This window comes from Stenotrophomonas sp. Iso1 (genome assembly GCF_027497995.1).
Classification (GTDB): Bacteria; Pseudomonadota; Gammaproteobacteria; order Xanthomonadales; family Xanthomonadaceae; genus Stenotrophomonas.
The window spans coordinates 143,793-155,687 of the sequence record NZ_JAODBT010000001.1 but is presented as its reverse complement, the minus strand read 5'-3'; the positions used below and the strand labels follow the sequence as shown (position 1 = coordinate 155,687).

The 11,895-nt window shown below is 63.1% G+C and carries 13 protein-coding genes; 5 read left to right on the top strand and 8 right to left on the bottom strand.

Annotated features, from left to right (window positions below; translation table 11 throughout):
- Nucleotides 1–17: 17 nt before the first annotated feature.
- The 4 genes from tatC to PAN08_RS00570 all read right to left on the bottom strand — a co-directional run bounded on the left by tatC (nt 18) and on the right by PAN08_RS00570 (nt 2,467).
- On the bottom strand, nt 18–767 hold the full coding sequence (gene tatC, locus PAN08_RS00585) for a twin-arginine translocase subunit TatC (RefSeq protein WP_269789618.1): 750 nt from the start codon (nt 765–767) through the stop codon (nt 18–20).
- The gene (gene tatB, locus PAN08_RS00580) at nt 764–1,249 is read right to left on the bottom strand and encodes a Sec-independent protein translocase protein TatB (RefSeq protein WP_269789617.1); all 486 of its coding nucleotides are present in this window, start codon (nt 1,247–1,249) and stop codon (nt 764–766) included. The genes tatC and tatB overlap by 4 nt, the downstream gene beginning before the upstream one ends.
- A gap of 15 nt (nt 1,250–1,264) precedes the next feature.
- On the bottom strand, nt 1,265–1,492 hold the full coding sequence (tatA, locus tag PAN08_RS00575) for a Sec-independent protein translocase subunit TatA (RefSeq protein ID WP_269789616.1): 228 nt from the start codon (nt 1,490–1,492) through the stop codon (nt 1,265–1,267).
- Between the two features lie 75 nt (nt 1,493–1,567).
- On the bottom strand, nt 1,568–2,467 hold the full coding sequence (locus PAN08_RS00570; RefSeq protein WP_269789615.1) for a YSC84-related protein: 900 nt from the start codon (nt 2,465–2,467) through the stop codon (nt 1,568–1,570).
- A gap of 307 nt (nt 2,468–2,774) precedes the next feature.
- Here PAN08_RS00570 and hemH point away from each other — a divergent pair, with 307 nt between their 5' ends.
- The 4 genes from hemH to PAN08_RS00550 all read left to right on the top strand — a co-directional run bounded on the left by hemH (nt 2,775) and on the right by PAN08_RS00550 (nt 7,403).
- Entirely contained in the window at nt 2,775–3,737 is a 963-nt protein-coding gene (hemH, locus tag PAN08_RS00565) for a ferrochelatase (RefSeq protein WP_269789614.1), read from the top strand.
- Nucleotides 3,734–4,597 (top strand): alpha/beta hydrolase, encoded by an 864-nt coding sequence (locus PAN08_RS00560; RefSeq protein WP_269789613.1) that lies wholly within the window; start codon nt 3,734–3,736, stop codon nt 4,595–4,597. Before hemH ends, PAN08_RS00560 begins: the two co-directional genes overlap by 4 nt.
- A gap of 124 nt (nt 4,598–4,721) precedes the next feature.
- Nucleotides 4,722–5,213, top strand: a complete 492-nt coding sequence (locus PAN08_RS00555) for a hypothetical protein (RefSeq protein ID WP_269789612.1) — start codon at nt 4,722–4,724, stop codon at nt 5,211–5,213.
- A 12-nt stretch (nt 5,214–5,225) separates the two neighbouring features.
- Nucleotides 5,226–7,403 carry a methyl-accepting chemotaxis protein gene (locus PAN08_RS00550; protein WP_269789611.1) on the top strand — a complete coding sequence of 726 codons (2,178 nt, stop codon included), beginning with the start codon at nt 5,226–5,228 and terminating at the stop codon, nt 7,401–7,403.
- 171 nt (nt 7,404–7,574) lie between these two features.
- Here PAN08_RS00550 and PAN08_RS00545 read toward each other — a convergent pair whose 3' ends face one another.
- The 3 genes from PAN08_RS00545 to ttcA all read right to left on the bottom strand — a co-directional run bounded on the left by PAN08_RS00545 (nt 7,575) and on the right by ttcA (nt 10,395).
- Nucleotides 7,575–8,372: a SprT family zinc-dependent metalloprotease gene (locus PAN08_RS00545; protein WP_269789610.1), complete on the bottom strand. Its 798-nt coding sequence runs from the start codon at nt 8,370–8,372 to the stop codon at nt 7,575–7,577.
- 52 nt (nt 8,373–8,424) lie between these two features.
- Nucleotides 8,425–9,333 carry a recombination-associated protein RdgC gene (locus tag PAN08_RS00540; RefSeq protein WP_269789609.1) on the bottom strand — a complete coding sequence of 303 codons (909 nt, stop codon included), beginning with the start codon at nt 9,331–9,333 and terminating at the stop codon, nt 8,425–8,427.
- 126 nt (nt 9,334–9,459) lie between these two features.
- Nucleotides 9,460–10,395: a tRNA 2-thiocytidine(32) synthetase TtcA gene (ttcA, locus tag PAN08_RS00535; protein WP_269789608.1), complete on the bottom strand. Its 936-nt coding sequence runs from the start codon at nt 10,393–10,395 to the stop codon at nt 9,460–9,462.
- A 67-nt stretch (nt 10,396–10,462) separates the two neighbouring features.
- Between ttcA and PAN08_RS00530 the strand changes: the two genes are divergently transcribed.
- Complete coding sequence (locus PAN08_RS00530; protein WP_269789607.1) at nt 10,463–10,666, top strand: YdcH family protein; 204 nt, start codon at nt 10,463–10,465, stop codon at nt 10,664–10,666.
- Nucleotides 10,667–11,011: 345 nt separating this feature from the next.
- On the opposite strand, the gene PAN08_RS00525 is transcribed toward PAN08_RS00530, so the two are convergent.
- Nucleotides 11,012–11,866 (bottom strand): BRO family protein, encoded by an 855-nt coding sequence (locus PAN08_RS00525; RefSeq protein ID WP_269789606.1) that lies wholly within the window; start codon nt 11,864–11,866, stop codon nt 11,012–11,014.
- Nucleotides 11,867–11,895 lie beyond the last annotated feature (29 nt).

Genomic DNA, 11,895 nt, shown 5'->3' with positions numbered 1-11,895 from the left:
ACGTTGAATACATCTATTCAGGGTGCCGCGGTCTTGTCCTGATCACGCGGCAACAACCAGCGCGAGGCATGGATACCCAGTTCGTAGAGCACGCACATGGGAATGGCCAGCATCAACTGCGACACCACGTCCGGCGGGGTCAGTACCGCGGCCAGCACGAAGATGCCCACGACCGCATAACCACGGCCTTCACGTAGCTGCTGCGGTGTTACCCAGCCCAGCAGCACCAGGATCACCATCGCCACCGGCAGTTCAAAACTGGCGCCAAAGGCAAAGAAGATGGCCAGCACAAAATCCAGATAGGCGTTTGCATCTGGCGTGATGGCGATCACTTCCGGACGAAAGGTAGTGAGGAAGTGAAACACCGCTGGCAACACCAGAAAGTACGCAAACGCGCAACCGATGTAGAACAACGCCATCGCCGAGCCCAGCAGAGGTACAGCCAGGCGCCGTTCGCGCGCATACAACCCCGGCGCGACAAAGGCCCAGGCCTGATACAGCAGCCACGGCACCGCCACGAATACGGCGGTGAAGAAGGTCAACTTCAGCGGCGCGAAAAATGCGCCCGCCGGATTGGTGGCAATCATGGACTGCCCTGCCGGCAGCTGAGAGATCAGCGGCGTGGCCAGGTGCGTGTAAAGCGTGCGCGAGAACGGCAGCAGCGCCAGCAGCACCACGCCCAGTCCCATCAGCGCGCGCACCAGACGTGCACGCAGCTCGATCAGGTGCTCGATCAACGGGCTTTCGTTGGATTCATTGGCGCTCATTGCGTCCGCTCCGGCGTGGAGGGCGCGGCGTCAGCGGCAGGCGGGGCCGGCGTATCCAGCGCGATTGCACGGTTGCCCATCTCCGACTCCAGCGCGGGCGCCGGCCTGATCGGGCGAGGCTCGATCACACGCTCAGCTTCGGCCGGGGCTGGCACTTCGTGTTGTTGAAGGCCGGGCGGTTGAAGATCAGCCTGCTGCGCTTCCTGCTGGATGGCGTCAGCACCGTCGCGCACCTGCCGGGCTTGATCGCGCAGCTCGGTTTCAGTCTGCTGCATCGACTGGCGCACATCCTGCAGATTGCGTTTGATTTCCTCGGCGTGCAGTTCGCGTTCCAGCTCCTGCTTCACCGAATCCCACTGGTTGCGAGCACGGCGCACCCACAGGCCGGCAAACCGCGCCGCCTTGGGCAGGCGCTCCGGACCCAGTACCACCAACGCAACCACCGCAATCAACAGCAGTTCGCTGAAGCCGATATCAAACACGCCCGAAACTCCGGATCAACGCGCTTGTTTGTCGTGCTCAGCCTGCTTTTCGCGGCTCTTTTCGGCATCGCTCGACTCATCGCCCAGCTGCGCAGCCGGCTTGTCCTCGTCGCGCATGCCTTTCTTGAATTCCTTGACCGCACTGCCGAGATCCTTGGCACCGCTGGTCAACTTCTTGGTGCCAAACACCAGCAGGACGATGACCAGCACGACCAACCAGTGCCAGATGCTGAAACTGCCCATGATCTGCTCGCGTAATTAATGTGGAAGGTGGATGAGCATAACGCACACGGCCTTAGCCAATCGCTATGCCAAAGGTCAGTTGCCGCCGTCCAGCGACTCGGTGCGGATTTCGCCCTCGGTCACTGGCTGGAAGCCCTGATGTGGTGCAGCCTGCGCCGGCGTGTTCTGCAGCGGCTCGGTGGTAGCCGTATCGGTACCGGTTGCGACGGGAGCCTGAACGCTCACCGGCGCTGCACGCGATGCCGAGGCAGCCACCGGGGCAGTGGTGCCCTGGGTGCCGCGCTTCTCGCGGGCGGCATAGGTGGATTCTTCCAGACGATCACGGAAGGCTACGACATCACTGGAAGGTGCAGCCGCCAGGCGGCCCTCGATGATCATGCGCGGCGTGGTGCCCTGGCCGTAGGCGTCTAGATTGGCGGCATCGTCGATCTGCAGTGCCGCGCCATCCAGCGCAACACCGGCAAACAGGCCACGTGCACGCGACCACGACCAGATTTCGGCCTTGAGCTGGCCATCGGTGGCGGCAGCGGCATTGCGGCCCACCGGGCCGGCAGCCACGCCTGCATCCGCACCCAGGGTGAATTTGCCGTTGACGATGTTGTCCAGGCTGCGGTCGTTGCGGAACACCAGGATCACGTCGGAGGACTGCACGCCGGCCTGGAAGCCGATGCTGGCACCCGTGAGCTTGATGAACACCGGGCTGGACCAACTGCCGTCAGGCGTCTTGACCGACATCAGGCCATGGCCGCGACGCCCGCCCAGCACCAGACCTGCCTTGATCGTGTCGGGGATGACAATGATCGCGCGGCCTTCATCGAGCAGCTTGTCCGGAATGGCCTGCTCCGGGATGTCCTGGATTTCACTGAGCACACGCACCGCATTGCGGGCGCGCTGGTCTTCCTTGGGGCCGGCAAAGGCATTGGCGGACAGCAGGCTCGCAGACAGCAGCAGAACAAGGCACGGCAGGCGGCGCATGGTGAACTCCGTAGGTCGATGCACAAAGATATAGCAAGTGCTTGAAATTAGGGGCGTAGCCATGAATCGGGAGTGAGTGAGGGCCGTGTGTTGGAGCAACTGCAAAGCCACCGGTCTCCCCATTGCGGTGCGAAAAGAAGCGAGAGGTTCCGGCGGACGAGGTTGGGCCGAAACAGGCTTCAACCCCTGTTTTACGTAATGTGCAAAGAAGGACTGAGGGGAAGCCGTTGCTTTCGCTCTTACTTACACATCACCACTCACTCCCGTCTCCACTCCCTTCCCGGCCCAGACCTGCGAAAATGCGCGCATGTCCGACGCCCCCATCACCGCGCTGCTCGCGGTCAATCTAGGCACGCCAGAGACACCCACCGCCCCGGCGGTGCGTCGCTACCTTGCTGAATTCCTCAGCGATCCGCGTGTGGTTTCGATCCCGCCGCTGCTGTGGAAACCCTTGCTGCATGGCCTGATCCTGCCGCTGCGCAGTGGCCGCTCCGCACATAAATACGCGCAGGTCTGGCTGCCGGACGGCTCGCCGCTGGCCGTGCATACCCGCCGTCTGGCCGAAGGCCTGCAACGCGAGCTGCCGCAGTGGCGGGTGCGCCATGCCATGCGCTACGGCACACCGGCACTGATGCCCGCACTGGATGCGCTGGTTGCAGAAGGCATCCAGCGCATCGTGGTGCTGCCGTTGTATCCGCAGTTCTCGACCACCACCACCGCCTCGGTGGAAGACCGCGTGCAGCAATGGCAGGCGCGCAATCCGCAGATCCAGGTGCAGTTGATCCGCGATTACGCCGACGATCCGCAATGGGCCGCTGCCGTGGCCGCGTCCATCACCGCGCATTGGCAGCAACACGGGCGCGGCGACAAGCTGGTGTTCTCCTTCCACGGTATTCCACAGCGTCTGGCCGACGCCGGCGATCCCTACCCGCAACGCTGCCGGGCAAGTGCCGAGGCGATTACCGCCGCGCTGGGGCTGTCGGCGGACGAATGGGAGCTCACCTATCAATCGCGCTTCGGCCGTGAACGCTGGCTTGAACCCTATGCCGAGCCACGGTTGTGGGCGCTGGCACAAAGCGGCCTCAAGACACTGGACGTGGTCTGCCCCGGCTTTGCCACCGACTGCCTGGAAACGCTGGAAGAAGTGGCGCTGGGCTTCACCGCCACCGTGGCTGAACGCGGTGCGCAGATGCGTTACATCCCCTGCTTGAACGACGCACCGTCGCACGCGCGCGCCCTGGCCACGCTGGCAACGGCACAAATGGCATGAACGCAACTTCCTTCGAATTGCAGTTGGAGGGGCAGCGCGTTGCTGGCCTGCGCACCGGCAAACCCGGCAGCCTGAAAGTACTGGCCCTGCACGGCTGGCTGGACAATGCGGCCAGCTTCCTGCCACTGGCCGCGCACCTCCCCACGCTGGACATCGCGATGGTGGACCTGCCCGGTCACGGCTTCAGCGATCACCTGCAACTGACCACGCCCTACACCACACCGCTGGCCATCGTGCAGACATTGGCCATCGCCGATGCATTGGGTTGGGAGCGTTTCGTACTGCTCGGCCACTCCATGGGTGCGGCCATCGCCAGCCTCGTGGCTGCCGTCGCAGGTGAGCGTGTACAGGCGCTGGTGTCGATCGAAGCACTGGGTGGCCTGGCCGCCCCGGCCAACGAAACCGTGCAGCGGCTACGTACCCACGTGGACGCGGCAATGAAGCTCGAAACCAAGCAGCTGCGCCTATTCCCGGACCTGGCCGCGCCGGTGCGCGCGCGCATGATGGTCAACCAGCTCAGTGAAGCGTCCGCACGCCTGCTGGTCGAACGCGGGGTCAAACAAGTGGACGGTGGCTGGACCTGGCGCAGCGATCCACGGCTGATGCTGCCCACTGCAGTACGCATGACCGAGGACCAGGTGTGTGATGTGGTCAGCGCCATCCGGTGCCCGGTACAGGTGATCTATGCCACACCTGCGCAAGCATATTTCCCTGAGCCAGAACGCAGCCAGCGCGCGGCATTGCTGCCCGATGGCCGCCTGCACACCCTGGCCGGCCATCACCACGTCCATATGGACGACCCTCAAGCGGTGGCCGACATCATCAGCCGCTTCATTTCGACATTGCCTGACGCGGGCTGAACATCGCGCACCGCAACGGCGGTGCCCGGTTCAGTAAGGCCGCTGGCCGCCGATAGGGGGGCATAGCCGTTATCGAGACGATGTTCCGCAGGCCCGCAATGGGCACTGCGAGCCCCACCATTCAATGTCCCCGCTCTCCGCCCTCCGGCCCGGTGTTATTACCGGCCTGATCCTGCTCGCCTGCTGGTTGGGCTGGATCACCACCTGCTTTGCCAGCCTGGGCCAGCGCCCAATGGGTGACGAGACCGCGGTCCTGGCATTGCGGGATGCGCTGGATGCACGCAACCAACTTCCTTCCCGCAATGGCGCGCCGATCGCCATCCGGCTGCGCAGCGCCGGTTGTGACTGCGACAGCTCCACCCGCAGCTGGCAGAGCACCGCCCAGGCGATGCGCGCCAATGGCGGGCGCATCGCAGAGCTGTCTCTCGGCGCATCCGACAGCACCGACTACGAATTATTGGTACTGGCTGCCGATGGCCGGCCGCTCTATGCCGGACCACTGGCACCACAGCGCATGGCTTGCGCTCAAAGCAGCAACGCACTCGCCAACGAATTACCCGAGCTGCTGTCCGAACGCAGCCCGCCGCTGTTCCTTTCCCCCCGTTGTTCCTGTTGAACCGGAGTCCGCATGTCCCCTCGCACGCACACCACATCGCCTCACGATGCCTATTACACACAGCTGGCCTGCGCCGCTGACCGGCTGTTCCTGCTGTTTGGTTTGTTGCTGGGGTTGGCATCGCTGGGTATCGCGTGGTGGTCAGGGGAGTGGTTGCCCTTCCTGGCGATCAGCCTGCCGTCGCTGGCCTTGATGGCTGTGCAGCTCAAACTCGCACCCGGCACGCTGCTCAGCCGCATCACTGTGGCGCTGGTGTTGGTGGCTTTGGTGGCGGCCACCATCCAGCAGGCGCATGGTCTGGTGGAAATGCATTTCGGCGTGTTCGTGGTGATTGCGCTGTTGCTGTATTACCGCGACTGGATCCCGGTGGCCGTGGCCGCTACCGCCGTCACCGTGCATCACCTGGCTTTCTATTGGATGCAGACGCGCGGAATGCCCGTGCACGCATTCGCACAAGGCAGCGATTTCAGCATCGTGCTGCTGCATGCGTTGTACGTGGTGGTGGAAGCCGGCTTTGTCTGTGTGATGGCCGGGCAACTGCGTCGCCAGGTGCAGACATTGGGTGCAGCTCCGGCCACGTTGCGTGCGCTGGTGGATGCCATCGCCAGTGGCGATGACGCACGCGATGTCATTGGCACCACGCCATTTGCGCCCGGCACATTGGCTGACGGCGTGTTGCGAATGCAGATGCAGTTGCATCAGCGCCAGCAACTTGAGCTGGCGTTGCATCACGAGAACGCCCAGATCCGCGCGTCGCTGGATGCCTCGCGCACCGGCATGATGATTGCCGATCACGACCACATCATCCGCTACGTAAACCGCTCGGTGGTCGCATTGCTGCGCAACCAGCAGGAGACACTGCGCCGTGCGTTTCCCGACTTCGACGTGGACACGCTCATCGGCAGCAGCATCCATCGCTTCCACGCCAACCCGGCGCGCATCCGCGGCATGCTCGACCAGCTGCAACGACCGCACAACGGTCTTATCCGCATCGGTGATGTGCATTTCGGCCAGGTGGTGACGCCGGTATTCAACGCCGATGGCAGCCGCAGCGGCTATGCCGTGGAGTGGATCGATCGCACCCTGGAGCTGCAGCTGGAAAACAGCGTGGCCAGCATCGTCGCTGCCGCCACCGCCGGCGACCTTGCCCAACGCCTGCAGCCGGTGACTGAAGCCGGCTTCATCCAGACGCTGACCGTTGGTATCAACCAGCTGCTGGAAACGGTGGCCGGCGCCACTGGCGAAATCCGTACGATGCTTGCCGCGCTGGCCGAAGGAAATCTGGAGCACCGCATCACCGGCGACCACGCCGGCGACTTCGACGCGATGAAGCGCGATGCCAACCTTACCGCCGAGCGTCTGGCCAGCATCATCGGTCAGATCAAGCAATGCTCGCAGTCGATCACCACGGCCGCGCGCGAAATCGCCAGCGGCAACGATGATCTGTCACGTCGCACCGAGCAGCAGGCTGCCAGTCTCGAAGAGACCGCTGCGTCGATGGAGGAATTGACTGCCACCGTGCGCGAGAACGCCGAGTCCGCGCGCCACGCCAACACGCTGGCGGTCGGCACGGCCGATGTGGCCGCACGCGGCGGCGACGTGGTGGGCCAGGTGGTCAGCACCATGCGGGCCATCGAGCATTCTTCGCACCGCATTGCCGAGATCATTTCGGTGATTGATGGCATCGCTTTCCAGACCAACATCCTGGCACTGAATGCAGCGGTGGAAGCCGCACGCGCCGGTGACCAGGGACGCGGCTTTGCCGTGGTGGCATCGGAAGTGCGCACGCTGGCACAACGCTCAGCCACGGCGGCACGCGAGATCAAGGGCTTGATCGATGACTCCATGAGCAAGGTCGACGATGGCGCAGCATTGGTGGCGCGTGCTGGCAGCACCATGGATGAAATCGTCACCTCGGTGCAGGAAGTGACTGAACTGATGACCCGCATTGCAGCGGCATCGCAGGAACAATCGTCCGGCATCGAGCAGGTCAATTACACCGTCGTGCAGATGGACGAAACCACGCAGCAGAATGCGGCGCTGGTGGAAGAGGCCAGCGCGGCGGCACGGTCCATGGAACAGCAGGCCGAAACGTTGGCCGGCGCGGTGTCGGTGTTTCGGTATTCCGGCGTTGATGGCGTTGATGGCGTTGATGGCGTTGCTGCAGCATCACGGCGTCGGACGGCCTGACCTGCGGACGTGACGCTTCTATGGGAGGGCCGGTAAGCCGCCCTCCCCGCGCCTTCGGAAAAGGGAGAGGACGGTTCGTGCACACGGTGAAAGCACCGCGAAACCGGATTCAGTCCTCTCTCTTTCGCGCAGGCGACGGGAAACCCGGAGCGATAACACCTCCGCTGAAACTCAAGCCTCTTGGCGTACCTGCAACAACTGATGCAGCGTGCTCTTGAGCTTGCGCCCTTCCACACGCAGGTAATCGCGCTCCTGCTCCCAGTGCGGGAAGCGCGCTTCCACCTCGGCCCAGAAAACCGGCGAGTGATTGGCCTGCAGCAGGTGACACAGCTCGTGCACCAACACGTACTCAAATGCCAACGACCGGCCCAGCACCAACGCCAGGTCCAGTGCCATCGAGCCATCCGGCGCCAGTGAACCCCATTGCGAGGACATCACCTTGACGCGCAACCGCGCCGGCGCGCGGGACAGGCTGGGCAAATAGCGAGGCAACCACTGGCCGACATCGGCACGCGTCTGCGCTTCATAGAATTCGCGCAGCGCGCGGCGCAACGCCTGTTCGCCGGCGCGCGCGGGCATCTGGATGCAAACGCCCTCGGCACCGATCTCGATGCGGGTGAAACGGCCTTCCTGCCATTGCACCGGCAACAGTTCACCGCGCAACGGCAACATGCCGGGCTCACGCAGCCGCAGCGGCGGTGCCATCAGGCCATCGCCACCCAGCCGCGCCAACTGCTGCTGCAACCATTGCCGATTGGCCTGCAGGAAACGTTCGCCGGATATCAGGCTTGCGCGCAGCGGCATGGTCAGCCGTGCGCCGCGCTCATCAACGCTGAGCTTGAGCCGGCGCGCACGCGGATCGCGCACGCGCAGCACATCTATCTCGGCGTCGTCCAAGCGCAACCGCACCGTGTCGCGCTGGATCACCGGCGCGGCGGGTGCGATCAACTGACGGAACAGACGGCCCATGCTCACAGCATAGCCCCGTCGCTGTTACGGATCCGGGTAGACGCGATTCGGTTCAGCTGTCGGCCTTGCTCAGTTTGAACGCCTGCTCCAGCAGCAGGAACAAGCGGCGGATTTCACCGCTCTGCAACGCGAAGCGTGCGTCCAGTTCGGCACGACGGCCGTCCTCGTCGATGTGCTCCAGCTGGTCCAGCGCGCCGTCCAGGAACTTGAGCTTGCGCACGATGAGGTCTTCGCCAAGCACGAAGGACAGGTTGTCCTCGAAAATCAACGCCAGCTTGGTGACCTGCTTGCCAGCGTCCAGGTGCTTGTCGATCTCGTCGCAACGCAGTTCCTGGTGCTGGCACTTGACCACCGCGCCGCCTTCGGCCGGGTCCTTCATCTCGCACTCTTCACCCAGGCTCAGGCCTTCCGGCAGCGGCTCGCCGGCAATCCAGGCGGTGAGGATCGCGCGTGGCGCCACTTCCGCATTCAGCGGCATCGCCGGGAAACTGCCGAGCATGCCGCGAATATCGCTCATCACGTTTTCGCCGGTCTTGCGGCTGGAGGTATCCACCGCGACGTAGCCGTGTTGCAGGTCAAGGAGGGCATCGGTACGCGAACTCTTCACAAACGCACGCGGCAACAGTTCATGCAGCAGGTCGTCCTTCAGACGCTTGCGCTCGCGGCCGCCCGGCTTGCGGCCTTCCTTCTCTTCGATTTCCTCCAACTTGCGTGCGAGCAGATCGTTGACCACGACGCTGGGTAGGATCTTGTCTTCGCCGCCGACGGTCAGCCACAGCGCGTCGCCCAGGCGGTGCGAGAACTGCAGCTTTTCTTCACGGCCAAACGGCGAGATGAAGCCACGCGAAGTCATTTCCAGCGCACCGACCGGCTTGAGTATCACCTGCGGCAACAGCGTATCGACCTCGGAAAAATCAATGGATGTAGGAAAACGGAACAGCGTGAGATTTTTGAAGAACATGAATTGGGTGCCGGGAAAGGGAAACAGGGAAAGAGAAATGCGAAAAAACCGGGGTGCCCCGCATCTCCCCTTGGGAGAAGGTGCCCGAAAGACGGACAAAGATGGGGCGAAGCAGCACTGCTGAAATTATTGCGGTACGCCAACGCCTCCCAAAGGGAGCGTGGCGTCTTGAACGTCTGGCGGGTCATCGCCCATCAACCACGGTTGCGCACCATGAAGCGGCGCATCGCCGCCAAGGCCCAGTGCCATGAAATCGAACAACGTGGCATCGGCCATCTGCGATGGCTGAATGTTGCCCAGCGCGCGTGAAATCTGCTCGATGCGCCCGGGATGTTGCGCCTCCCACTGCTGCATCATCAAACTCACCTGACGGCGCTGCAGGTTCTCCTGGCTGCCGCACAGGTTGCAGGGAATGATGGGGAAGCTGCGTGCAGCGGCGTAGTCGATGATGTCGCTCTCACTCACATACGCCAGTGGGCGGATCACCACATGCTTGCCGTCGTCGCTGAGCAGCTTGGGCGGCATGCTGGAAATCTTTGCGTGGTGGAACAGATTCATGAAAAACGTCGCCACCCTGTCGTCACGATGGTGGCCCAGCGCGATCTTGGTGAAACCGTGGCGTTGCGCGTGGTTGTACAACGCACCGCGGCGCATGCGTGAACACAGCGAGCACATCGTTTTGCCTTCCGGGATCAACCGGTTGACGACGGAATACGTGTCCTGCTCGATGATCTGGAACGGCACGCCCAGCGCGCCCAGGTAGTGCGGCAGTACATGCTCGGGAAAGCCGGGCTGCTTCTGGTCCAGGTTCACCGCCACCAGCTCGAACGGCACCGGCGCCTTCTTCTGCAGCTGCAACAGCACGTCCAGCAACGTGTAGCTGTCCTTGCCGCCGGACAGGCAAACCATCACCTTGTCGCCGGCCTGGATCATGCCGAAGTCGGCAATGGCCTGCCCCACCTGACGGCGCAACCGTTTGCCGAGCTTGTGGTGCCCGCGTTCAACCGCACGCGAATCACGCGTGCGCGGCACGGGGGCGGACAGGGGGAGAGCCGAAATCATCAGGGCATTCTACCGGCTGGCGAGGGGGCCTCTCACCGGTCATCGCAACTGTGTATGCTCAACGCCCGTGGAGACCATGACGCCCGCCGAAATCAGCCAGCGCATCATTCTTCTGCGGAGCGAACACCGCGGACTGGATGAACGCATCGCGCGCCTGGCCGCCAATCCCGACGATGAGCTGGAAGCCAAGCGGCTGAAGCGGCGCAAGCTGCAGCTCAAGGACTGCATCAGCCAACTGGAATGCATGTTGGTCCCGGACGAGCCGGCCTGATGCCTACCCCGTGCCAGCACGGCACGGTGTGAAGCATCCCGTTCAGTTCCCGATCAAGCGCTGACCGCGCTCAACGGTTTTTGTCGTAAAGAATCATCAACTGACCCAACGCTGTACCAACCGTGATGTCCTATTCCCGCGCGACCACACCCGCACGCTGTTGGCATACCCGTCAGCGCTAGCCGACACGATTGTGGCCAAATCGCCGGGGTAGCCTGCCATCGTATTCACGGTGAGGGTGGCGTTTCGCGTGGCACGCTTCCGGTTCGCGGAACCACAAAAGGGGGGGGGCAATTTGCCCCCCCCCTTTGTCCAAGCGGTTGATTATCAAGACCAGAAGCCCCGTCAGCCCGCTTTGGGTTTGCCCTTGCTCAACTTGGGCGTCATTGCCTGCTGAATCTGCTGGATGCTCTTTTCTGGCTTAGGCAAAGCTTCGGGCAAGGTGCCGCCCAGCTCCTGGATGGTTTTGCGGACTTTCTCACCCACCTGCTGATGGGTGCGATTGGCCGCGGCTTTGCCGCTCACCTGATCACGTTTGAGCTTCTCTTCCGTCTGTGTGGCGCGGAACAGATTGGCTGCCAGTTCAGTGCTGCCCATGTGGTCAAGAATCTTCTGACTCTTCTTCAACCCCTTGTGCGCATGGATATCCTTCGCACCGAAGCCGCCATACAAACCCTTGTAGCCATGATCCTGAAAGACGGCGTAGTCCAGCGGTGATTCCACACCTGCTTGCCTGGCGGCAGCAGCCAGCTCCTTGTTGTGTTCGCTCATCTGCTCACGCAACAACAGGCGGCGCTGCGCTTCGCTCAGTGCGCCGAAGTCGTTTGCGCTGGCTTCTTCGAGGCGCTCATTGCCCACCTTGGCCAGCCAGAGCTTGAATGGCTCGGCCCGCGTCGAGGGGATCGACTGGATGATACGTAGCACACCCTCCAGGGTGGCGCAGTTCAACAATTGCGGGCCACCGGGCGTCTCAGCGCGCAAAGGCGTGACCAGCGCTTCCCAGCTGCGGGAAAGCGATTCATCGCGCTGGCGAAGGTCACGCAGATACCCGGCCGGATTGGGCGATTGCGTCAGAGCCGCCACAACATCGACTACCGCAAACCACCATTGGCCTTCATGCCAGGTACGACGAACCACCGCACCTTCCAGGGCAGGCAGCCCTTCGACTGCACCTGCCGTCTTATTCGTCTTCTCATTCATAAGCACTGTCCACGTCCTGTGTTTGGTCC